The 22278-nt window shown below is 69.5% G+C and carries 22 protein-coding genes and 1 pseudogene; 12 read left to right on the forward strand and 11 right to left on the reverse strand.

The genetic code is table 11. From position 1 onward, the window contains the following. Positions 1 to 34: 34 nt before the first annotated feature. Positions 35 to 799, reverse strand: a complete 765-nt coding sequence (locus tag ACIREE_RS02180; protein WP_404144970.1) for a GntR family transcriptional regulator — start codon at positions 797 to 799, stop codon at positions 35 to 37. A 385-nt stretch (positions 800 to 1184) separates the two neighbouring features. Here ACIREE_RS02180 and ACIREE_RS02185 point away from each other — a divergent pair, with 385 nt between their 5' ends. From ACIREE_RS02185 to ACIREE_RS02200, 4 genes are all read left to right on the forward strand, one after another. Further along, a complete protein-coding gene (locus ACIREE_RS02185) occupies positions 1185 to 2465 on the forward strand; it encodes an extracellular solute-binding protein (protein ID WP_404144972.1) in 1281 nt (426 codons plus the stop codon). Positions 2466 to 2563: 98 nt separating this feature from the next. Next, a complete protein-coding gene (locus tag ACIREE_RS02190; RefSeq protein WP_404144974.1) occupies positions 2564 to 3559 on the forward strand; it encodes a carbohydrate ABC transporter permease in 996 nt (331 codons plus the stop codon). After that, positions 3556 to 4449, forward strand: a complete 894-nt coding sequence (locus tag ACIREE_RS02195) for a carbohydrate ABC transporter permease (protein ID WP_404144976.1) — start codon at positions 3556 to 3558, stop codon at positions 4447 to 4449. The genes ACIREE_RS02190 and ACIREE_RS02195 overlap by 4 nt, the downstream gene beginning before the upstream one ends. Before the next feature lie 9 nt (positions 4450 to 4458). Further along, complete coding sequence (locus ACIREE_RS02200) at positions 4459 to 5949, forward strand: glycoside hydrolase family 3 protein (RefSeq protein WP_404144978.1); 1491 nt, start codon at positions 4459 to 4461, stop codon at positions 5947 to 5949. 182 nt (positions 5950 to 6131) lie between these two features. Here ACIREE_RS02200 and nagB read toward each other — a convergent pair whose 3' ends face one another. Continuing rightward, positions 6132 to 6917, reverse strand: a complete 786-nt coding sequence (gene nagB, locus ACIREE_RS02205) for a glucosamine-6-phosphate deaminase (protein WP_404144980.1) — start codon at positions 6915 to 6917, stop codon at positions 6132 to 6134. A 550-nt stretch (positions 6918 to 7467) separates the two neighbouring features. Between nagB and ACIREE_RS02210 the strand changes: the two genes are divergently transcribed. Continuing rightward, positions 7468 to 8934 carry a sensor histidine kinase gene (locus ACIREE_RS02210; RefSeq protein WP_404145325.1) on the forward strand — a complete coding sequence of 489 codons (1467 nt, stop codon included), beginning with the start codon at positions 7468 to 7470 and terminating at the stop codon, positions 8932 to 8934. Positions 8935 to 9146: 212 nt separating this feature from the next. Here ACIREE_RS02210 and ACIREE_RS02215 read toward each other — a convergent pair whose 3' ends face one another. Both ACIREE_RS02215 and ACIREE_RS02220 read right to left on the reverse strand, forming a co-directional pair. Beyond that, positions 9147 to 9404, reverse strand: coding sequence for a WhiB family transcriptional regulator (locus ACIREE_RS02215; RefSeq protein ID WP_016639615.1), 258 nt, complete (start codon positions 9402 to 9404; stop codon positions 9147 to 9149). A gap of 319 nt (positions 9405 to 9723) precedes the next feature. Continuing rightward, positions 9724 to 10692, reverse strand: a complete 969-nt coding sequence (locus ACIREE_RS02220; protein ID WP_404144981.1) for a diacylglycerol/lipid kinase family protein — start codon at positions 10690 to 10692, stop codon at positions 9724 to 9726. A 59-nt stretch (positions 10693 to 10751) separates the two neighbouring features. On the opposite strand from ACIREE_RS02220, the gene ACIREE_RS02225 reads away from it, so the two are divergent. Further along, entirely contained in the window at positions 10752 to 11204 is a 453-nt protein-coding gene (locus ACIREE_RS02225; RefSeq protein ID WP_404144983.1) for a hypothetical protein, read from the forward strand. A 107-nt stretch (positions 11205 to 11311) separates the two neighbouring features. Here the strand turns inward: ACIREE_RS02225 and ACIREE_RS02230 are convergent, their stop codons facing one another. From ACIREE_RS02230 to ACIREE_RS02240, 3 genes are all read right to left on the reverse strand, one after another. Continuing rightward, positions 11312 to 12337, reverse strand: coding sequence for an RNA polymerase sigma factor SigF (locus ACIREE_RS02230; protein ID WP_404144985.1), 1026 nt, complete (start codon positions 12335 to 12337; stop codon positions 11312 to 11314). Continuing rightward, a complete protein-coding gene (locus tag ACIREE_RS02235; protein WP_404144986.1) occupies positions 12334 to 12747 on the reverse strand; it encodes an anti-sigma regulatory factor in 414 nt (137 codons plus the stop codon). The genes ACIREE_RS02230 and ACIREE_RS02235 overlap by 4 nt, the downstream gene beginning before the upstream one ends. A gap of 263 nt (positions 12748 to 13010) precedes the next feature. Further along, a complete protein-coding gene (locus tag ACIREE_RS02240; RefSeq protein WP_404144987.1) occupies positions 13011 to 13271 on the reverse strand; it encodes a UBP-type zinc finger domain-containing protein in 261 nt (86 codons plus the stop codon). 53 nt (positions 13272 to 13324) lie between these two features. Between ACIREE_RS02240 and ACIREE_RS02245 the strand changes: the two genes are divergently transcribed. Continuing rightward, positions 13325 to 14923 (forward strand): Na+/H+ antiporter, encoded by a 1599-nt coding sequence (locus tag ACIREE_RS02245; RefSeq protein WP_404144989.1) that lies wholly within the window; start codon positions 13325 to 13327, stop codon positions 14921 to 14923. Here ACIREE_RS02245 and ACIREE_RS02250 read toward each other — a convergent pair. The 3 genes from ACIREE_RS02250 to ACIREE_RS02260 all read right to left on the reverse strand — a co-directional run bounded on the left by ACIREE_RS02250 (position 14902) and on the right by ACIREE_RS02260 (position 16850). Continuing rightward, positions 14902 to 15843: a 1-aminocyclopropane-1-carboxylate deaminase/D-cysteine desulfhydrase gene (locus ACIREE_RS02250; protein WP_404144991.1), complete on the reverse strand. Its 942-nt coding sequence runs from the start codon at positions 15841 to 15843 to the stop codon at positions 14902 to 14904. The two genes, ACIREE_RS02245 and ACIREE_RS02250, sit on opposite strands and share 22 nt — an antisense overlap. Before the next feature lie 37 nt (positions 15844 to 15880). Continuing rightward, positions 15881 to 16471: an N-acetylmuramoyl-L-alanine amidase gene (locus ACIREE_RS02255; protein ID WP_404144993.1), complete on the reverse strand. Its 591-nt coding sequence runs from the start codon at positions 16469 to 16471 to the stop codon at positions 15881 to 15883. Positions 16472 to 16616: 145 nt separating this feature from the next. Then, the gene (locus ACIREE_RS02260; RefSeq protein ID WP_404144995.1) at positions 16617 to 16850 is read right to left on the reverse strand and encodes a hypothetical protein; all 234 of its coding nucleotides are present in this window, start codon (positions 16848 to 16850) and stop codon (positions 16617 to 16619) included. Positions 16851 to 17039: 189 nt separating this feature from the next. Between ACIREE_RS02260 and ACIREE_RS02265 the strand changes: the two genes are divergently transcribed. The 3 genes from ACIREE_RS02265 (at position 17040) to ACIREE_RS02275 (ending at position 20508) form a co-directional block, all read left to right on the forward strand. Further along, positions 17040 to 18446 (forward strand): family 2B encapsulin nanocompartment shell protein, encoded by a 1407-nt coding sequence (locus ACIREE_RS02265; protein WP_404144997.1) that lies wholly within the window; start codon positions 17040 to 17042, stop codon positions 18444 to 18446. Positions 18447 to 18558: 112 nt separating this feature from the next. Continuing rightward, entirely contained in the window at positions 18559 to 19743 is a 1185-nt protein-coding gene (locus tag ACIREE_RS02270) for a family 2 encapsulin nanocompartment cargo protein polyprenyl transferase (RefSeq protein WP_404144999.1), read from the forward strand. Between the two features lie 126 nt (positions 19744 to 19869). After that, positions 19870 to 20508, forward strand: coding sequence for a GNAT family N-acetyltransferase (locus ACIREE_RS02275; RefSeq protein WP_404145001.1), 639 nt, complete (start codon positions 19870 to 19872; stop codon positions 20506 to 20508). Between the two features lie 15 nt (positions 20509 to 20523). On the opposite strand, the gene ACIREE_RS02280 is transcribed toward ACIREE_RS02275, so the two are convergent. Next, entirely contained in the window at positions 20524 to 21114 is a 591-nt protein-coding gene (locus ACIREE_RS02280) for a TetR/AcrR family transcriptional regulator (protein ID WP_404145002.1), read from the reverse strand. 130 nt (positions 21115 to 21244) lie between these two features. On the opposite strand from ACIREE_RS02280, the gene ACIREE_RS02285 reads away from it, so the two are divergent. Further along, positions 21245 to 21832, forward strand: a complete 588-nt coding sequence (locus ACIREE_RS02285) for a dihydrofolate reductase family protein (protein WP_404145004.1) — start codon at positions 21245 to 21247, stop codon at positions 21830 to 21832. Positions 21833 to 21940: 108 nt separating this feature from the next. Beyond that, positions 21941 to 22270: pseudogene (locus ACIREE_RS02290) on the forward strand (DUF952 domain-containing protein); the annotation flags it as partial. Positions 22271 to 22278: the final 8 nt, after the last annotated feature.

A 22278-nucleotide genomic window follows, 5' to 3' on the forward strand; every position in this document is an offset into this window, starting at 1 on the left:
AGTCCGGCCAGTCCAGTCAGTCCAGTCAGTCCGGTCAGTCCAGTGGCCGCTTGAGTCGCGCCACGAACTTGTACCGGTCGCCCCGGTACACCGAGCGCACCCACTCCACCGGCAGGCCCGAGCCGTCGATCGAGTGGCGGGAGAGCATCAGCATCGGCAGGCCCACGTCGGTGCCGAGCAGGCCGGCCTCGCGCGGCGTGGCCAGCGACGTCTCGATGGTCTCCTCGGCCTCGGCGAGCCGTACGTCGTAGACCTCGGCGAGCGCCGTGTAGAGGGACGTGTACTTGACGAGCGAGCGGCGCAGGGCCGGGAAGCGCTTGGCCGAAAGGTGGGTGGTCTCGATGGCCATCGGCTCGCCGCTGGCCAGCCGCAGCCGCTCGATGCGCAACACGCGTCCACCGGCGGAGATGTCGAGCAGCCCGGCCAGAGTGTCGTCGGCGGTGACGTACCCGATGTCGAGCAGCTGCGAGGTCGGCTCGAGCCCCTGCGCCCTCATGTCCTCGGTGTACGAGGTGAGTTGGAGCGCCTGCGACACCTTGGGCTTGGCGACGAACGTGCCCTTGCCCTGGATGCGCTCCAGGCGGCCCTCGACGACCAGCTCCTGCAGCGCCTGACGCACGGTGGTGCGGGAGGTGTCGAACTCGGCGGCGAGCGTGCGCTCCGGCGGCACCGGCGTGCCCGGCGGCAGGGTCTCCGTCATGTCGAGCAGATGCTTCTTCAGGCGGTAGTACTTGGGCACGCGTGCGGTACGGACGGGCGCCCCGCTCTCGTTCTCCGCACTGCTGACGTCGGTGCTCATGCTCCGCCTTCCCGACTCCGGTGCCGAAGCGGCCGACGTACCCATCGGCCACGGCTCACATCGTGGCACGGCTCGCTCCGGGGGACTCCCCGTACGCTCCGTGATCCCTTCTTATACCGTCCGGTGACGGTCTGGTCTAGTCCACGCACCGGACGATGGGAGCGGTCCCGCGGGCGGCCCAACACCCTTGCGCCGTCGGGCGGGTGTCGTTCCGATAACGGACGCGGGGACCTTTCTCGGCCACCCTTGACACGTCTATTGGTCTGGGCCAAGCTCCGGGTACTGGTCTAAACCATTAATGACCAGGTCCCAGCCCCACAGGTCGTACTCGTTTCAAGTCACCGCGGTGGGCGGGGGGGTTGCTGGCATCCCTGAGGAGGGTGACGTGAAGCGCAAGCTGATTGCGGCAATGGGTATCGCGGGCATGATGGTCTCGGTCGCCGCGTGCGGCGACAGTGACAGCAAGTCGGGTGACGCGGGGGCGGATGCCAAGGAGCTGACCGTCTGGCTGACGGTCGACGCTCAGAACAACTGGCCCGAGCTGGTCAAGGCCGCGGACGCGGCGATCGTGAAGAAGCACCCGGGCATCAAGATCAACCACGAGTACTACGGCTGGCCGGACAAGCCCGCCAAGCTCGACGCCGTCCTCGCCACCGACAAGGTGCCGGACGTGGTCGAGATGGGCAACACCGAGATGCTCAGCTACATGGTCAAGGGTGCGCTGGCCCCCGTCGACACGGCGAAGTTCGAGAACTCGGACCAGTGGCTCGACGGCCTCAAGGCCTCGGTGACGTACGACGGCAAGACCTACGGTGTGCCGTACTACGCCGGTGGCCGCATCGCGACCTGGCGCAAGGACATCGCGTCCGCGTCCGGGGTCAAGACGACGCCGAAGACGTACAAGGAGCTCACCGGCGACCTGGACAAGATCCAGAAGAAGCAGGGTGACAAGTTCAACTCCTGGTTCCAGCCGACGCGTGACTGGTACGCGGCCATGTCCTTCGTCTACGACGCCGGCGGCTCCATCGCCAAGGAGGAGGGCGGGAAGTGGAAGTCCAACCTCTCCTCGCCGGAGTCCCAGAAGGGCCTCACCGAGTTCAAGAACGTCATCGACAAGTACATGCACGGTGACAAGACCAAGGACGAGTCCGACCGTTACATCGTCTACGGCCAGGGCAAGTCGAACATGATCTTCGGCGCGGCCTGGGAGGGCGCGACCTCCGCCGACCCGAAGAACGACAAGACCGGCAAGCTCAAGGACAACCTCGAGAACTTCGTGATGCCGGGTCCGTCCGGCAAGGCGATGCCGGTCTTCCTCGGCGGCTCGGACCTCGCGGTCCCGGTGAAGTCCGACGCGCAGGCCGTGGCCGGCGAGTGGATCAACGCCTTCACCGGCGCCAAGGGCCAGAAGGGCCTGATGGCCAAGGGCAACCTGCCGAACAACAAGAAGGACCTCGCGACGATGAAGGCGGACCCCAAGACGGAGGTCCCCGCCACCGCCGCCGAGTCCAACTGGTTCGTGCCCATGGCCCCGGGCTGGGGTCAGGTCGAGAAGGCCCAGGTCCTGCAGACCATGCTGCAGGCGATCGGCACCGGCAAGAAGTCGGTCGCGGACGCCGCGAAGGAAGCGGACGCCAAGATCGACAAGGTCATCAACACCAAGTGACCTGAGTGCGGGACCCCGCCCCTTCGGGCAGGGTCCCGCCCGTTCGGCTTTGCACAACCGGCTTTGCACAACTTGAGGGACCGCTGAGGAGTGCGCGGATGAGTGCCGCAGACACGACGACCGCCAAGACGCCGCCATCGCGGCCGGCAGCGTCGCCAGAACGGGGAGGCGTGCCCCCGCAGTTGCCACGCAAGAAGCGGTCGGGTGCATCCTCCGCGACGCCATGGGCGCTGCTCGCGCCGTGTCTGCTAATCCTTGTCCTGGTCCTCGGCTACCCGCTGGTCCGCCTGGTCACGCTCTCGTTCCAGAAGTTCGGCCAGTCCCAGTTGTGGGGCTTCCAGGACCCCGAGTCGGTCGGTTTCGACAACTTCACGGCGATCCTCGGCGACAGCCAGTTCTGGCAGGTCGTCGTCCGCACCATCGTCTTCGCCGCCGGCGCGGTGATCCTCACGATGGTCATCGGCATGCTGATCGCGCTGCTGCTGCAGAAGGTCTCCGGCTGGGTGAAGATGCTCATCAACGTGGCCCTCGTGGCGACGTGGGGCATGCCCATCATCGTGGCGACCACCGTCTTCAAGTGGCTCTTCGACTCGGACTACGGCGTGCTCAACGCCCTGCTGAGCAAGTTGCCCGGCGTCGAGATGATCGGCCACAACTGGTTCGCCAGCGGCCCCCAGGGCCTCGCCGTGATCATGCTCCTGGTGATCTGGGGCGCCGTGCCCTTCGTCGTCATCACGCTCAGCGCGGGACTGACCCAGGTGCCCAAGGAGCTGGAGGAGGCCGCGCGCCTCGACGGCTCCGGCGCCTGGAAGGTCTTCCGCTACGTCACCCTGCCGATCCTCAAGCCCATCATCGTGATGCTCGCGACGCTCTCGGTGATCTGGGACATGGGTGTCTTCCCGCAGGTCTTCGTGATGCGCAACGGCCACCCCGAGGACGAGTTCCAGCTGCTCACCACCTACTCGTACGACCGGGCGTTCCAGGTCAACGACTACAGCCAGGGCTCGGCCATCGCGCTGCTCACGGTGATCCTGCTGCTCGGCGTCGTCGCCGTCTACATGCGCCAGATGCTCAAGATCGGAGAGGTCGAGTGAGCGCCCCCGCCACCACCGCCCCCGCCAAGGCTCCAGCTCCCGTCAAGACGTCCGCCGCGCCCGCGCGGCAGCGCCGGAAGACCAAGTTCGGCTGGAACATCGTCGGTCTGCTCGTCTTCCTGGTGGCCGGATTCCCCGTCTACTGGATGGTGAACACGGCGTTCAAGCCCGCCAAGGACGCCATCGACCCCGACCCGAGCATCTTCCCGACCGGGTTCACGCTCGACAACTTCCGGCGCGCGCTGAACATCGCGGACTTCTGGGGCCCGGTCGGCCGCAGCCTCCTCGTCTCGCTGGTCGTCGTCGTGATCGGCATCGCCGTCGGGATGCTGGCGGCGCTCGCGATCTCCCGGTTCGCCTTCCGCGGCCGCAAGATCGTCATCGTCGCGATCCTCGCCGTGCAGATGGTGCCGCTCGTCGCCATGATCATCCCGGTCTTCCTGCTCCTGAACGACCTCGGTCAGTACGACAAGCTCACGGGCCTGATCATCACGTACCTGACCTTCATCCTCCCCTTCACGGTGTGGACGCTGCGCGGCTTCATCGTCAACATCCCGAAGGAACTGGAAGAGGCCGCCCAGGTCGACGGCTGCACCCGCACCGGCGCCTTCATCCGCGTCGTCTTCCCCCTGCTCGCCCCCGGCATGGTCGCCACCTCGGTCTACGGCTTCATCCAGGCCTGGAACGAGTACCTGTACGCCCTCATGCTGATGAGCCAGAAGCACCAGACGGCCACCGTCTGGCTCGCCAACTTCACGACCAAGCACGGCACCGAGTACGCCCCGATGATGGCGGGCTCGACGATGATGGCCGTGCCGATCGTCGTCCTCTTCCTCTTCGTCCAGCGCAAGATGGCCGCGGGCCTGACCGCCGGCGCCGTGAAGGGATAACGCCAACCGATGACCACTGTCACCCGCGGCGTCGACACGCTCACCCGCGACGCGCTCACCGTCCTGCAGCCCGGCTTCGCCGGCACCACCGCCCCGGACTGGGTGCTGCGCCGGCTCGGTGAGGGCCTCGCGTCGGTCGGCCTGTTCGGCCGCAACATCCAGACCCCCGATCAAGTAGCCGCGCTGACCGCCCAGTTGAAGGCGGAACGCGGCGACCTCCTCGTCGCCATCGACGAGGAGAGCGGCGACGTCACCCGCCTCGAGGTCCGTACGGGCTCCTCGTTCCCCGGCAACCACGCCCTCGGCGCGGTCGACGACGTGGAACTCACCAGGGGAGTCGCCTTCGAGCTCGGCCGGCGGCTCGCCGAGTGCGGCGTCAACCTCAACTGGGCGCCGTCCGCCGACGTCAACGCCAACCCGGACAACCCGGTCATCGGTGTCCGCTCCTTCGGCGCCGACACCGCACTCGTGTCCCGGCACACCGCCGCCTACGTGGAAGGCATGCAGGCGGCCGGCGTCGCCGCCTGCACCAAGCACTTCCCCGGGCACGGCGACACCGGCGTGGACTCGCACCACGACATGCCGCTCATCGACGTCGGCCTCGACGTGCTGCACGCCCGCGACCTCGCCCCGTTCCGCGCGGCGATCGCGGCCGGCAGCCGGGCCGTGATGAGCGCCCACATCCTCGTCCCGGTCCTGGACCCGGACCGCCCGGCCACCCTCTCCCGCCGCATCCTGACGGGCCTGCTCCGTGAGGAACTCGGCTACGACGGCCTCATCGTCACCGACGGCATCGAGATGCAGGCCATCGCCTCGGCCTACGGGATCGAGCGCGGCAGCGTCCTCGCCATCGCCGCCGGGGCCGACGCGATCTGCGTGGGCGGCGGGCTCAACGACGAGGGAACGGTGACCGGCCTGCGCGACGCCATCGTCGCCGCCGTACGCTCCGGCGAACTGCCCGAGGAACGGCTCGCGGACGCGGCCGCCCGGGTGCGCGACCTCGCGGAGTGGACCGCGCGTGCGGCGGAGGGTGCGGCCGGGGGTGCGCCCCGTGCCGACATCGGGCTGGTCGCGGCCCGTCGTGCGGTCACGGTCACCCGCGGCGAGTTCGCCGCCCCGCCGGTGACCGGCCCTGTGCACGTCGCGTCGTTCTCCCCGGACGCCAACATCGCGGTCGGCAACGACACCCCGTGGGGCGTCGCCGCCGAACTCGAACGGCTGCTGCCCGGCACCACCACCGGCTCCTACACAGGGCCTGACGCGGGCGCGGCCGCCCTGGCCGCGGCCGGCGAGCGGCGCATCGTGGCCGTGGTCCGCGACGAGCACCGGCACGCGTGGATGACCGAGGCCCTGGACGCCCTGCTCGCCGCGCGCCCCGACACGGTGGTCGTGGAGATGGGCGTGCCCGGGGCCCCGCCGCGGGGCGCACCGCACATCGCCACGCGCGGCGCGGCACGGGTGTGCGGGATCGCTGCCGCGGAGGTCATCGTCGGCGGTTAGCCGACACGGCACGCGGCAGTGGCGATACGTAAGGTGCCGGTCACCCTGGGCGGGGGTGACCGGCACCTTACGTGTGCGCGTGCGTGTCCGGAGCCTTACGTGTGCATGTGCGTGACCGGCGCCTTACGTATGCGCGTGCGTGTGCGTGACCGGCGCCTTACGTATGCGCGTGCGCGACCCGTCTACAGGCCCTGCCACTCCGGCTTGTTGACGTACGTGTGCCGGAAGTAGTCCGCGAGCTTCAGCTCGGAGGCGGCAGCCTCGTCCACGACGATCGTCGCGTGCGGGTGCAGCTGCAGCGCCGACGCCGGCACGACCGAGGCGATCGGCCCCTCGACGGTCGCGGCCACCGCGCCCGCCTTGCCCTCGCCGGTGGCGAGCAGCACCAGGTGCCGGGCCTCCAGGATCGTGCCGATGCCCTGCGTGATGACGTGCCGCGGCACCTGGCTGAGGTCGCCGTCGAAGAATCGCGCGTTGTCCGCGATGGTCTGCTCGGTCAGCGTCTTGATCCGGGTCCGCGAGGCGATCGACGAGCACGGCTCGTTGAACCCGATGTGTCCGTCGGTCCCGATCCCGAGCAGCTGCAGGTCGACCCCGCCCGCGTCGGCCAGCGCCTTGTCGTACGCCTCGCACGCGGCCTGCACGTCCGTGGCGCTGCCGTCCGGGCCCATGAACGACTTCTCGTTCAGCCCGAGCGGCTCCACGACCTCGCGCAGCACCGTCGCCCGGTACGACTCGGGGTGCCCCGTCGGCAGCCCCACGTACTCGTCGAGCTGGGCGATGCGGGCCTTCGTCGCATCGACCTCACCGGCGCGCACCTTGGCCGACAGCGCCTGGTAGATGGGCAGCGGGGTCGAGCCGGTGGCCACGCCGAGCAACGCGTCGGGCTTGCGCCGCAGCAGCTGGGCCATGGCCTCGGCGATCAGCTCGCCACCTGCCTTGGCGTCCGGAACGATCACAACTTCCACGCTGGGCCTGCCGTTCTGGTCAGAGGAGCCTGAGATGTATGTGGTATAGACCAATCTAGCAGAGCGCACCCTCGCGGGTCAGTCCCTGAGCGCCCCATTACGTCCATGCTCGGCGCTGGGTGCGGGCTTGGCATGTCGGAGAGGCGGGGCGCGGGCCTCATCGGGCCCGGGGGTGAACCAGCGGGTTCCGGCGCCCGTGGGTGAGGGTGGACATCGATGTCGGAAGGGGCCCCGGACCGTGCCGGGTCTCGGAGGAAGAGACGACAACAAACCTCTGCCGACGCATAGACATGGGAGAATGGTCTAGTCCACAATGCGTAATGAAGACCTCCGCCCTCCCCGCACAGGAGGACGGACAGAGGATTCGCGCTCTCTGCCCTGACTGCGGTGGATCCTCGATCGGCCGCCGGGAACCGCACACCTGGGAGCCGATGCACCTGAAGGGCTGCGGTGCCTGGGAAAGGGTCGAGGGTCCCTCCCCCCGGCGCCGCGGCCCGTCGGTCTTTTCGGGGCCGTGCCGACCGCCAGGTAACCTCGGCTCGTGCCCTCCATGAACGATCTCGTACGCCAGCACACCGCTCTCGGTGACCTCGACCTCGAGTGGCTCCACCTGCTGGTCTCGGAGTGGCAGTTGCTCTCCGACCTCTCCTTCGCCGACCTCGTCCTGTGGGTCCCCACCCGGGACGGCACGCGCTACGTCTCCGTGGCGCAGATGCGGCCGAACACCGGACCCACCTCCTACCAGGACGACATGGTCGGGCACCTGGTGCCGCGCGGCCGCCGCCCCATGCTGGACGCCGCGCTCGACGAGGGCCGCATCGTGCGCGAAGGCGACCCCGAGTGGCGCGAGGAGGTCCCGGTGCGGGTCGAGTCCATCCCGGTCCGCAGGGAGGGCCGGGTCCTCGGCGTCATCGCGCGCAACACGAACCTGCTGAGTGTTCGTACGCCCTCCCGCCTGGAGCTGACCTATCTGCAGTCGGCCTCCGACCTGGCGCAGATGATCGCGGCCGGCTCGTTCCCGTTCCTCGGCCAGCAGGTGGACATGGACGCCTCCCCACGCGTGGGCGACGGACTGATCCGGCTCGACGCCGACGGTGTCGTGCAGTACGCCTCACCCAACGCGCTGTCGGCGTACCACCGGCTGGGCTTCCAGGCCGACCTGGTCGGGCACCACCTGGGCAAGACCACGGCCGAACTCGCCCCGTCCCGCGGGCCGGTCGACGAGGCGCTCGCCAAGGTGGCCAGCGGATGGGCGCCGCGAGAGTTCGAGATCGAGGGTGAGGAGGGGTCGATCCAGCTGCGCGCGATCCCGCTCAAGCCCAAGGGCGCGCGCATCGGGTCGCTGGTCCTGCTCCGTGACGTCACCGAACTGCGGCGACGGGAGCGGGAGTTGATCACCAAGGACGCGACCATCCGGGAGATCCACCACCGGGTGAAGAACAATCTGCAGACCGTGGCCGCGCTGCTCCGCCTCCAGGCCCGGCGCATCGAGTCGGACAGGGGGCGCGAGGCGCTCGAAGAAGCCGTCCGGCGCGTGGGTTCCATCGCGATCGTGCACGAGACGCTCTCCCAGAACCTGGACGAGCGCGTGGAGTTCGACGAGATCGCCGACCGGGTGCTCGCCATGGTCGCCGAGATCTCGCCCGGCCAGGTGACGGGCCGGCGCACCGGCCGCTTCGGCATTCTGGACGCCGAGGTGGCGACCCCGCTTTCGATGGTCCTGACCGAAGTGCTGCAGAACGCGCTGGAGCACGGCTACCGCCAGGGCGACACCGGCACCGTGGAGGTCTCGGCCGTGCGCGGCGGTACGAGCAAGGATGCCCGTCTGCTGATCACCGTCCAGGACGACGGGGTCGGCCTGCCCGAGAACTTCGACCCGAAGCGGGCCGGCAACCTGGGGCTGCAGATCGTACGCACCTTGGTGGAGGGCGAGTTGGGTGGCACGTTCGACATGGTGCCCGCTCCCGAGCGCGGCACCCGGGTCATCCTCGACATTCCGGTGCCCCCTCACAAGTAGTCCCGGGTACGGGCGCGTAGACGCCGCGCGGACGCAAACAGCAGTGAGCCCCGGACCGTTGGACGGTCCGGGGCTCACTGCTCGCGTTGCTCGGGTCATGTCCCGGGCTGAGCCTGGGGGAGCATCGGTGGTACTGCGCGCTGCGGCTCGGGGGCGGGAGATGCGTACTCGCTGTACGCGCCGCCGGGCTCAGGCTCGAACGGGGTGGGGGATCAGGCGGAGGCCTGACGGGCCCGGTTGCGAGCGGCGCGGCGCTTCATTGCGCGGCGCTCGTCCTCGCTGAGGCCACCCCAGACGCCGGAGTCCTGGCCGGACTCGAGCGCCCACTGCAGGCACTGCTCCATGACGGGGCAGCGGCGGCAGACGGCCTTGGCTTCCTCGATCTGCAGCAGCGCGGGACCGGTGTTGCCGATGGGGAAGAACAGCTCCGGGTCTTCCTCGCGACAAACGGCGTTGTGACGCCAGTCCATGGCTGCTACCTCTCCTTGGTATTACGTGCGGGTTGCTTGTGAATGTGAACGCTTTCACGAATCCCTCAACAAGTGAAGGGACGAACGTCACATCTGCGACGGTTGTCCGTTGCTTTGAGGAGGGGATTCGGGCTCTCTGTGGGGCCGATGTTGCGGGCCGTCCCGAGCGCCATGTAGAGATTCGCAAACCTCGGCGGCGGATACAACCCCTTCAGGAAAGTTTTTTTTGATTCCTCGGTGTCGGCTAGGTCACAGCCGTACTTCTATGGGGTGGAGCCTGGCCCAAACGTTCGAGATAAAGGACTTTGGGCCCTTCCACTCACACAATCACACGCAGTGCACGGCGTACGCCTGTGAACGTCACGCTCGTCCGGAGCCCCAGGTGGTCACCGTCCATCTGAAGGGGCAGGGGCACCTTCGAATGCAAGGTGAAGTCAGTGAGGTCATGGAGCGTAACCGCGTTCTTACCGTGCGGTCCGCGCTCGGGTGAGGAGGTCAGCAACTGGGTGCCGTACCGGGCCACGGCGGGAGTCGACAGTTTCTTGAGTCCGAGCACGTCAAGGCCGGTGTCGAAGGACGCCCGCGGGGTCGGATACAGCGGCCGATTGCCGAGGAAGGACCACGGGGACGTGTTGCTGACTATGGAGACGACCAGATCGGTGACCGGAGCCTCACTCGGCCGTTCGAGCGTGATCGTGCCGTGTCTGCGATCGGCTTCGCCGAGGAACTGACGTACGACCTGTCGCACATACAGAGCATGGGTCGAACGCTTGCCCCGCTCGCGCTGCTGCTCGACCCGGCCGACCACGCCCGCGTCGAACCCGAGGCCCGCGCTGAAGGTGAACCAGCGGGACGGAACCGCCTCGTCCTCCGTGCCCGCGGTGCCCTCGGCGAGGCCCAGGCCCACCGTGCGCTCGCGGCTCTCGCGCAGGGCGTCCAGGAGCTGCCCGGTGGCCTCCACGGGCTCGTTCGGCAGGCCCAGGGCGCGGGCGAAGACGTTCGTGGAGCCGCCGGGGACGACTGCCAGGCCCGGCAGGCGGTCGAGGTCGGGGCCGTGGTGCAGCAACCCGTTCACGACCTCGTTGACCGTGCCGTCGCCGCCGAGGGCGACGACCAGCTCGATGTCCTTGCTCTCGGCGGCCTGCCGGCCCAGGTCGCGGGCGTGGCCGCGGTACTCCGTGGTGACGGCCTCGAGCTTCATCTCACTCGCCAGCGCGTGGATCAGGACATCGCGCGTGCGCGCACTGGTGGTGGTTGCCGCTGGATTGACCACAAGAAGTGCACGCATGCGATGCAGAGTACCTAGCGTCCTGCGGGGGCGGGGTGGCTGGGGGCTACCCTGCAAAGGTGACCTCAGAGCAGAATCCCGCCCCCGAGAACTCCACAGAAGACGGCCCGCGCCCCGGTCGGCTGACCGCCGCGGCGGCCCTGGCCGGACTCGAAGGAGCGGCGCTCGTCGCGGGCGGCATCTCCATGCTGGTCGCCGGGATGGCGGGAAACCCCGACAACCCGGAGCAGGCCGTCACCGGCGGTGTGACCCTGATCGTGCTCGCGCTGCTGCCCCTGCTGGCCGCGCGCGGGCTGCTGGCCCGCAAGGCCTGGAGCCGCGGCCCCGCGATCATCACGCAGATCATGGCGCTGCCGGTCGCCTATACGTTGCTGCAGGCCGACAGCGTGGCCATCCCCGGCGGGATCGCGCTCGCCGCGGTGGCGATCGCCGCGCTCGTGCTGCTGGTCAATCCGGCGACCACGCGCGCGCTGGGCATCCGTACGCCGGGGAGCGCGCCGCAGTCCAAGTAGGCGATCGAGCGGCGGACATGAAGGCGCCCGGTGCGGTGAACGCACCGGGCGCCTTCACATACGTACGACTGCTTACGACTGCGTACGTTTGCCTACGCTCTCGCAGGTCACTCCTCTACGAGGAGCTTCTCCCGCAGCTGGGCCAGCGTGCGGGCCAGCAGACGCGACACGTGCATCTGGGAGATGCCCACTTCCTGGGCGATCTGTGACTGCGTCATGTTCCCGAAGAAGCGCAGCAGAAGGATGCGCTTCTCGCGTGGCGGCAGGTCTTCGAGGAGCGGCTTGAGGGATTCGCGGTACTCGACGCCCTCCAGCGCCTCGTCCTCGGCGCCCAGGGTGTCGGCGACCGCCGGGGACTCGTCGTCCGTGTCCGGGACGTCCAGGGACAGCGTGGAGTACGCGTTGGCCGACTCCAGGCCCTCCAGGACCTCCTCCTCGGAGATGGCCAGCTTCTCGGCCAGCTCGTGCACCGTGGGGGAGCGGCCGTGCCGCTGGGACAGCTCAGCCGTCGCCGTGGTCAGGGCCAGGCGGAGCTCCTGGAGGCGGCGCGGTACGCGCACGGCCCAGCCCTTGTCGCGGAAGTGCCGCTTGATCTCGCCGACGACCGTCGGGGTCGCGTACGTGGAGAACTCCACGCCCCGCTCGGGGTCGAAGCGGTCGACCGATTTGATCAGGCCGATCGTCGCCACCTGGGTGAGGTCGTCCAGCGGCTCCCCGCGGTTGCGGAAACGGCGGGCCAAGTGCTCGACCAGGGGCAGATGCATGCGCACGAGCTGATTGCGCATCTCCGCGTACTCCGCGCTGCCGTCCGGCAAAGTGCGCAGCTCGATGAACATCGCCCGTGCGGCGCTGCGGTCCCGCGGGTCGTGCCGGCCGTGCCGCTCACCGTGTCGCTCGTGGTCGCTCATCAATCCCGCCCGTCGCGCGTCCGATCCCCCAGGCCTCCCGCGAAGCCCGGTTCCGGAAGTCGGCGCTGCCTGCTGTGGCGCGTCGGCCGCCGGGTCCTCCGGGTGCGGCCGGGCCTGCTGCTCGGGGACGCCGGCGGTCACCCGACGCACCCCCGTCGTGCCGTCGGCCGGTAGATCCCGTGTGCCGCGCTTGTCGTCCCGCACCGGACCGCCCCCGTTCCTCACGCCGGGCCGGGGCCCGCGCCGCGCTTCTTGTAGAGGCTGATCGAGACGGTGTTGTCATCGGCCACGGTGGAGTCGACCTGGCCCGCGAGGGCCGACAGCACTGTCCAGGCGAAGGTGTCGCGCTCCGGGGCCCGGCCGTCGGTGGTCGGGGCGGAGACCGTCACCTCCAAGGAGTCGTCGACGAGCTGGAACACGCAGCTGAGAACGGAGCCGGCGACGGCCTGCTGAAGCAGGATCGCGCAGGCCTCGTCGACCGCGATGCGCAAGTCCTCGATCTCGTCGAGGGTGAAGTCCAAACGCGCTGCCAGACCGGCCGTGGCCGTCCGCAGCACCGACAGGTAGGCACCCGCAGCCGGCAGCCGGACTTCCACGAAGTCCTGATTCCCGGGCTCGCCTGCGATCTGGGACACCCTCACCTCCAAGGTGGTACAAGCACTTTCGGGCTCCGGGGGTCCTCCCCCGGGTGATGCGCCACATATATCTGCGGTGACGCTACCGCGCGCCCGACTTTCCTGTCCCGGGGACCCCCGGCCCAGTGCTGTCACTCATAGTAAGCCTACGGGTACGGACAGTGGCTAGAGGGTGTGCGGGCCCAATTGGAAAGAGCGGGCGCCGGGTTGACGTACCCAGGCGCCCGGCGGTCGAACCCCGACACGGGTGCGGAGCGTCCGCGTCAGACGAGAAACGCGTCCACGAAGCACCAGCGCCAGCTCTCACCAGGCTCGAAGGTGCGCATCACCGGATGGCCGCTCTCCTTGAAGTGCTCCGTCGCGTGCCGGTACGGCGAGGAGTCGCAGCAGCCGACGTGACCGCAGATCAGGCACAGCCGTAGTTGCACAGGGTGACTGCCCACGGCCAGACACTCCAGACAGGTCTCGCTGAGCGGAGTCGGCTCGGTGTGCGGCAGCGCGTCGACATGCTGGCACTCGTTCATGATGGCCAGGTTACGACGGGCGGCGCGAGAAAGACGGCGGAGGGCTGCGGGCCATGGACGTATTGCCACTGGTGGGCTTGATCGCGGCGAGTGCCGCGGTGGCGGGGGCGGCACGCAGGACACCGGTGCCGGCGCCGCTCCTGCTGGTCGCGGTCGGCCTGGCGGCCTCCTATGTGCCGTGGATCCCGCAGTACGCGCTCGACCCGCACATCGTGCTGCCGCTGATCCTCCCGCCGCTGCTGCACACCGCGGCCCTGGAGAGCTCCTATCTGGACCTGCGGGCCAACATCCGGCCCGTCGCCCTGCTCTCCGTGGGCTACGTCCTGTTCGCCACGGTGGCGGTGGGCTGGCTCGCGTACCAACTGATCCCGGATCTGCCGCTGACCGCCGCGCTCGTCCTGGGCGCGGTGATCGCGCCGCCGGACGCGGTGGCGGCCACCGCGATCGCGCGCCGGGTGGGGCTGCCGTCGCGGCTCACCACGATCCTTCAGGGCGAGTCCCTGGTGAACGACGCGACCGCCATCACCGCCTACAAGGTGGCGCTCGCCGCTGCCGTGGGAGAGGGGACGAGCTGGCCGGACGGTATCCAGGAGTTCCTGATGGCGGCCGTCGGCGGTGTCGGGGTGGGGCTGTTGCTGATGGTGCCGCTGCACTGGCTGCGCAAGCACCTCACCGAGGCCATCCTGCAGAACACGCTCTCTTTGCTGATCCCCTTCGGCGCGTACGCGGCCGCGGAACAGGTGGGCGCATCCGGGGTCCTCGCCGTCGTGACCGTGGCTCTGTACCTGGGGCACCGCTCCTGGCAGGTCGATTTCGAGACGCGGCTCCAGGAAGCCGCGGTATGGAAGGTCGTCTCGTTCATCCTGGAGTCGTCGGTGTTCGCTCTCATCGGCCTGCAGCTGCGCGTCGTCCTCCAGGACCTCGGCGAGTACAGCGTGGCGGAGGCCGTCTGGTACGCGATCGGGGTGTTCGTCCTCGTGGTCGTGGTCCGCTTCGTGTGGTCGTATCCCGCCACATACCTGCCGCTGTACGTGTCATCGCGCATCAGGAACCGGGAGGTCGACAGCGACTGGAAGCGTCCGCTGATCGTGAGCTGGGCGGGGATGCGCGGAGTGGTGTCACTGGCCATCGCGTTCTCCATCCCGTCCTTCACGGACAACGGCGACCCGTTCCCCGCGCGCAACCTGGTGCTCTTCCTGACGTTCACCACCGTCATCGGCACCCTCGTCGTGCAGGGGCTCAGCCTGCCGCCGTTGATCAAGTTCCTGAAGTTGCCGGGGCGCGACGCGCAGGCCGAGACGCTCGCCGAGGCGCAGGCGCAGAACGTCGCCTCCACCGCCGCGGAGGAGCGCGTGGACGCGTTGATGCAGGACGAGCGCAACGGCCTCCCGCAGCCGCTCCAGGACCGTCTGCACACCGTTCTGGAGCGGCGCCGCAACTCCGTGTGGGAGCGGCTCGGCCAGCAGAACCCGGTGACCGGGGAGTCCGCCGACGACACGTACCGCAGGCTCGCGAGGGAGGCGATCGCGGCCGAGCGTGAGGTCTTCGTGCGGATGCGGGACGAGCGGCGGATCGACGACGAGATGATGCGGACGCTGTTGCGCAAGCTCGACCTGGAGGAGGCCGCCGCCTACCGGGAGGTCGACGACTGAGCCTCCTCGAACGGCGCCCCCGTGACGACGGCCGCCAGAGTCGTACCAGGAGGGAACGCACCCTCTTCCGTAAGAGTGACAAGTGCGTACAGCATTTTGGCCACATAAAGCCGCTCGACCGGAAGGCCGTGGCGCCGCTCGAAGTCGTCGGCGAACGAGGACAGCTCGGCGGGCACGCGCGCGTAGCCGCCGAAATGGAAGCGGTCCTCCACCCGCCAGGCGCCGCGGCGGCCGCCGAACGCCGCCTCCTGCAGAGCACGGACGTCGGCCGCAAGGAAGCCGCCCTTGAGGACGGAGACGCCGATGGCGCGCTGCTCGGGGGCGAGCCCCGCCGCAAGGCCCGCGAGGGTGCCGCCCGTGCCGCAGGCGACGGCGACGACATCGGCGCGGCAGCGCAGTTCACGGCCGAGGTCCGCGCAGCCCTCGACGGCGACGGAGTTGCTGCCGCCTTCAGGGACCAGGTACGCGTCAGCGGCTCCGGTGGCGTCGAGGAGCGCGGCGAGGACCTGAGGGTCGTTCTTCTTCCGGAACGTCGATCGGTCGACGAAGCTCAGCCGCATGCCGTCGGCCGCACAGCGGCTCAGGGACGGGTTGAGCGGGCGGTCGGCGAGTTCCTGGCCGCGGACGATGCCGAGGGTGGGTACGCCCAGGAGACGGCTGGCGGCGGCCGTGGCCCGTAGATGGTTCGAGTAGGCGCCGCCGAAGGTGACGAGAGCGCGGCCCCGCGCCGCCGCCAGGTTCGGGGCGAGCTTGCGCCACTTGTTGCCGATCAGATCCGGGTGGATCAGGTCGTCCCGCTTGAGCAGCAGGCGTACACCACGGCCCGCGAAGCGGTCGTCGTCGACCTCGGTGAGGGGAGACGGCAGATGAGGGCGCAGATCGGCCGTGTTCGGGCGGGGCACCCGGCCATTGTCGGACATCTGTCCGGGTGCCCGCCGCCGCACGCGTCTCGCTGCGCTACTTGAGCCGGTTGTGGATGCGCGCCCGCATCGACGCCATCGTGAAGCCCTTCGGATCGATCTTTCCGGGCTGCCACTCCAGGTGACCGATGACCGAGCGCTCCGTCCAGCCGTGATGGCGGCAGATCGCCGCGGCCGCCTTCTCGATCGCCTCCAGCTGGGCCTCCGGCCACGGGTCGTCTCCGTCGCCGAGGTTCTCGCACTCGAAGCCGTAGAAGCGGCTGTTGCCGTCCGTGTTCGCCTCGTTGTCGTGCGGCAGCGCCTTCTCCGCGATGACGGCGCGCAGCACGTCGTCATCGCCGAGACCCGCATGGTTCGCCCGCCCGTAGCCGACCAGATGGACCCGCCCGTCCTTCGTGATGACGCCGTGGCACAGCGGCCCCGGCAGGTCAGGATGTCCGGCACGGCAGATACGGACCGTGCTCTCGCTCCCCGAGGTGACGGTGTGATGGATCATCACACCGTTCATCGGGCCCCAGGCGCCCTTGGTGTTGCGGTTGTGATGCTCCCAGTCGCCGACTTCGACCACCGTGAGCCCCTCGTCCTTGAGAGCGGCGAGAAAACTGCTTGCGGACATGGGTGGGGCCATGACCGCCTCCTTTGCGAGGCGCGACGGCCGCCGATCGCGTGCCGTCTCGTACGCCTTGCTTGTACCCAGAACTGCCGCGCAGGGACTACTCGTTCGTATTCCGTGCGAGCTGTTCCGGACATCGGAGGCCGGCGAGCGCACGATTTCAGCTGTGCAGGAACCCGTCCCCGTTCGTCGCGATGTGCGCTTCGAGGGCCTGCAGCGCCCGCTGCGTGGCGTCGGGGCTGCCGGTGCCCTTGCGCTCCTCGTAGTACGCCGCGCCCAGCTTCTTCAGCAGATCGCCACCTGCGCGCTGCGCCTGCACGTCGTCCAGCTTCTGCTTGCCCTGCGTCAGGCCGCGCTGCGCCTGCTCTTTGGCACGGTCCAGGAAGCCCGCCATGGTCGTCTCCTCATATCTGCTGTCAGCCGTTTCCCGATCAACGCGCGCCGAGATCGCCGAGTTCCGAAAAACGCGGCCCATGCCCCATCCGGACGAGATCCATTCCCGCTCGTTTGTGTAATGGCGCGAGCACGCTCCGTGCTGGGAGTCTTGCCCGGGCACGTCGGTTCATGATCGGGAGGGCATTTCATGTCGGTAGGCGAAGAGGTCCGCACGGAGCAGTCGGGGTCGCAGAAGAGCCTCGGCACATCCGCCGCGCGGAATCTGGCCACCACCAGCAAGTCCGCACCGCAGATGCAGGAGATCAGCTCCCGCTGGCTGCTGCGGGCGCTGCCCTGGGTGGATGTGCAGGGCGGTACGTACCGGGTGAACCGGCGGTTGAGCTACTCGGTCGGTGACGGGCGGATCGAGTTCGTGAAGACCGGGGACCAGGTCCGGGTCATCCCGGCGGAGCTCGGAGAGCTGCCGGCCCTGCGGGGCTTCGAGGACCCGGACGTCCTGGGCGAACTGGCCCAGCGGTGCACGCAGCGGGAGTTCGCGGCGGGCGAGGTGCTCGCCTCGTTCGGCAGCCAGGCGGACGAGGCGTTCCTGCTCGCGCACGGCCGGGTGGAGAAGATCGGGTCGGGACCGTACGGCGACGACGCGGCGCTCGGAGTCCTGGCCGACGGCGCGTACTTCGGCGAGCAGGCCCTGCTCGACCCGGAGAGCATCTGGGAGTACACGGCGCGTGCGGTCACGGCGTGCACGGTGCTCGCGCTGCCGCGCCGCGACCTGGAGCAGATCGCGGAGCGGTCCGAGGCACTGCGCGACCATCTCCAGCAGCTGCGCTCGGTTCCGTCGCAGCGGGCCAACACCTACGGCGAGAAGGAGATCGACCTCTCCGCGGGGCACGTGGGCGAGGCCATGCTCCCGGGCACGTTCGTCGACTACGAGTCGGCGCCGCGCGAGTACGAGCTGAGCGTCGCGCAGACCGTGCTGCGCATCCACACGCGCGTGGCCGACCTCTACAACCAGCCGATGAACCAGACGGAGCATCAGCTCCGCCTGACCGTCGAGGCGTTGAAGGAGCGTCAGGAGTACGAGCTGGTCAACAACCGGGAGTTCGGCCTGCTCAACAACTGCGAGTACGACCAGCGTCTGCAGCCGCACGACGGCGCGCCCGGCCCCGACGACATGGACGAACTGCTCAGCAGGCGGCGCGGCTCCAAGCTGTTCCTGGCCCACCCGAAGGCGATCGCCGCGTTCGGCCGGGAGTGCAACAAGCGGGGTCTGGTCCCCGAGAGCATCGACGTCGGCGGGCACCGCATCCCGACCTGGCGCGGTGTGCCGATCTACCCGTGCGGCAAGATCCCGGTCTCGGACGCGCGGACCACATCCATCATCTGTATGCGTACGGGCGAGGAGGAGCAGGGCGTCATCGGGCTGCGGCAGTCCGGCATCCCGGACGAGATCGAGCCGAGCCTGTCGGTGCGGTTCATGGGCATCAGCGAGCAGGCGATCATCTCGTACCTGGTGACCACGTACTACTCGGCAGCGGTTCTGGTGCCCGACGCCGTCGGGGTCCTGGAGAACGTCGAGATCGGCCGGTGGCGGTGACGGTCCGCCCCCGGCATGTCGTGTCCCCGCCCGACAGGGCGGGTACACCGAAGGAGTACGCGCCCAGCAGCAGCGGAACCGCCACCGCCCGCACCCTCTCCGGGGTGAGTCCATGACGCAGACGACCGAGACGACGGAGACGCGAGGGGCAGCAGAGGCTGCCGAGTCGAGCGCGGGGGGCGTACCCGCCGCGGGGCCCGACGGCGCGGGCCGGGGCGCGCCGGGGGCGCAGGGCGGGCGGGAAACGCGGGACGGGCAGGAGACGGGGGACGGGCAGGAAGCGGCGGTGGTTCTGGCGCAGGCCAGGGCGTCGGTCGACCCCGAGCTGCGCCGGGCTGTCGAGGCCCTGCCGGAGCCCATACGCCGTGTCGCCCTCTACCACTTCGGCTGGCAGCACGCGGACGGCACGCCCGCGGCGGGGAACGCGGGCAAGGCCGTGCGGCCCGCCCTCGTCCTGGCCGCGGCGCGGGCCCTCGGCGGGCGGACCGAGGGAGCGGTGCGGGCGGCGGTGGCCGTGGAACTGATCCACAACTTCACCTTGTTGCACGACGACGTGCTGGACCGGGACACCACACGCAGGCACCGGCCGACCGCGTGGACGGTGTTCGGGGACGCCGACGCGATCCTGACGGGTGACGCGCTGCACGCCCAGGCCCAGCGGCTGCTCGCCGAGGACCCGCACCCGGCGGCGCCGGCCGCGGCGGCCCGACTCGGCGCCTGTGTCGTGGAGTTGTGCGCGGGCCAGTCCACGGATGTGGCCCTGGAGCGGCGGGGCCCGGGGGAGGTGTCGCTGGAGGAGACCCTGACCATGGCGGAGGCCAAGACCGGGGCGCTGCTCGGCTGCGCGTGCGCGCTCGGCGGGCTGTACGCGGGGGCGGGCGAGGAGGCGGCCGCGGCGCTGGACGCGTTCGGGCGGGCGGCGGGGCTCGCCTTCCAGCTGATCGACGACGTGATCGGCATATGGGGCGATCCGGCCCGCACCGGTAAGCCGGCCGGGGCCGACCTGGCCGTCCGCAAGAAATCCCTGCCGGTCGTCGCGGCGCTTGCCTCCGGCGGCCCGGCGGCAAGGGAACTGGCCGCGCTGTACGGACCACCGGGCGCGAAAAAGGAGGGCGAGGCCGAGCTGGAGGCGATCGCGCTGGCCGTGGAGCGGGCCGGCGGGCGCGACTGGGCGCAGGCCCGGGCCGCGGACGAGATGGCGCGGGCGCTGCACGAGTTGGCGCAGGCGGTGCCGGTACCGGAGGCGGCGGGCGGCCTGCTGTCGCTCGCGGAGTTCGTGACGCGCCGCGGTTACTGATGGCTCCGCCGGTGGGCAGGGCGGGGTGGGAGCGGGGGCCGTGTTCGCGTGGAGGGGTGATCGCTTAGGCTGCCGACGGCTCGACAGGGCAGGCCTGTTGGGGCGGATGGGGCGAGGGGATCCAGGGTGGGCGTGGGGATTCGGCGGGCCGGGGAGAGCGACCGGGATTTTGTCGTGGGGCTGCTCGACGAGGCGTTCATGGACGACCCGGTCAGCTGCTGGGTGTTCCCCGGCGAGGAGTACCGGCGGGCCCGGCACGCGGGACTGATGGGCGCGTTCACCGATGCGACGCTCGCCGATGGGTACATCGACCTCGCGGAGGACGGTGGGGCCGTCGCGCTATGGATGGACGTGCCGGACGAGCCGCACCCGGACGAGGCCGGTGCGGTGGCGGGTGGTGCTGACGCGTCCGGTGTCGAGGCGGATGGGCCCGCGCAGGTGCGCGCCGTTGTCGATCCCGACAATGAACGGGTCGAGCAGATAGCCCGGCTGACGGAAGCCGCGCACCCGGTGGGACGCGCGCACGTCTACCTCTGGATGATCGGCGTAAAGCCGGACCGGCAGGGCGAGGGGCTGGGCACCGCGCTGATGGCGCCGGTCCTGCGGCGCTGCGACAGCGAGGGCCTGCCCGCCTACCTGGAGGCGAGCAACGCGCGCAGCCGTGCCCTGTACGAGCGGCTCGGTTTTGTCTTCACCGGCAGTGCGATCGACCTGCCGGACGGCACGTCACTGTGGCCCATGTGGCGGGAACCGCAAGCCGGTTGAGGTCAGGCGCGGCTCTCACGCGTCGGGCACGATCCGTTCGACCAGACGGTCCACGACACCGTCCGGCACACGCACGCCGGGGATCGCGCCCTCCAGCATTCCGGGCATCGTGAGCTCCTCGAGGATGAGTCCGAGCATGCCCAGGTAGAGCAGGGTGATCTCCTCGGCGCCGCCGGGCAGCTCCGACTCGGCGTTGAACGCGATGCCGAAGTCGAGGTCGCCGCGGAGCGATTTCATCAGAGACGCGCGCAGTTCGGGCCGGCGTACCGCCTCCAGCCGCATCTCCATCATCGCGAGGAACCCGGTGCGGTCGCCCTGCACGCGGCCCATCAGGTCGTGCATGAACGCGGTGACCAGGTCCCGGTCGCGCGGCCGTTTCAGCAGTTCCTCGACGACCTCGGGGTCCGGCGCCAGCCGCTCGTGCAGCCAGAGGTCGATCTGGTGCAGCAGATCGTCGCGGTTGGTGAAGTAGTTGGACGACGTGCCCGTGGGGACGCCCGCCGCCGTGTCCACCGCGCGGAAGGTCAGGCCGCGCGCGCCCTCGGCCGCGAGCACGTCGACGGCCGCGTCCACGAGGGCGGCCCGGCGCTCCGGGTTCCTCACCATGTCTCCGACTCCCTTTCCTGGCCTGTTCTGTCCCGGCCCGCTCCGGCCCGGGAAAATCCTTGCAACCACTACAAGTGAAGCACTATAACTGAAGTGGTTCGGCCCTTGTCGCCCACGAAAAGAGACCAGCTTGCGCAAGCTCACGTACTTCGTCGCCGTGTCCGTCGACGGCTTCATCGGCGACGAGACCGGTGACGGAATGATGTTCATGTCGTACGTCGACGAAGAGTTCCGGGCGTTCCTCATGGAGGAGTATCCGGAGACCATCTCGGTGGAAGGCCGCAAGATCCTCGGCCTCGACGGGGTCGCGAACAAGAAGTACGACACCGTGATCCAGGGGCGCGGCAGCTATCAGGTCGGTATCGACGCAGGCTTCCTCAGCCCGTACGGGCATCTGCGCGAGTATGTCGCGACGCGCACCCTCAAGGAGTCACCGCACCCGAACGTGGCGTTGATCCATGACGATGTCGTCGGCAGAGTGCGTGAACTCAAGTCCGAGGAGAGCGAGTTGGGTATCTGGCTCTGCGGTGGCGCGCAGCTGGCCGGGGTGCTCGCGGACGAGATCGACGAGCTCGTGATCAAGACGTACCCGGTGGTCTTCGGCGGTGGCATGCCGATGTTCGCGGGCCGGAAGTACGACCTCGCCGCGTTCGACCTCGCGGAGAACCGCACCTTCCGGAATGGCGCGATCGCCCGCCGGTACAGCAGGAAGCGGTAGCGCTTCCTGCCGGATCCGTCGGCACGCCCACCCAACCGGAGCAGCGGTATCCGCGTCTTCGTGCGGCCCGGCGCTTCTCCTGAGGTGCCGGGCTCATAGATTGAGCGCATGGCGATCGAACTGCTGCACATCACCGAGCGCGCCCTGTGGGAGAACGCCCAGGTCACAGGGGCGTACACGATGTCGACCCGCGGCAAGACCCTTGAGGAGGTCGGTTTCATCCACTGCTCGTTCCCGCACCAGCTGCGCGGTGTCGCCGAGTTGCTCTACGGGACCGAGGCCGCGCCCGGCGAGCTGGTGGTCCTCGTCGTCGACCGGGAGCGCCTCGATGTACCGGTCAGGGTAGAGCCCGGCGCGCCAGGCGGGGAGGAATTCCCGCACGTGTACGGGCCGTTGGCGATCGACGCGGTGACCGAGGTACGTGACTGGCCACGTCCCAAGGAGCG

Source organism: Streptomyces sp. NPDC102467 (assembly GCF_044765445.1).
Classification (GTDB): domain Bacteria; phylum Actinomycetota; class Actinomycetes; order Streptomycetales; family Streptomycetaceae; genus Streptomyces.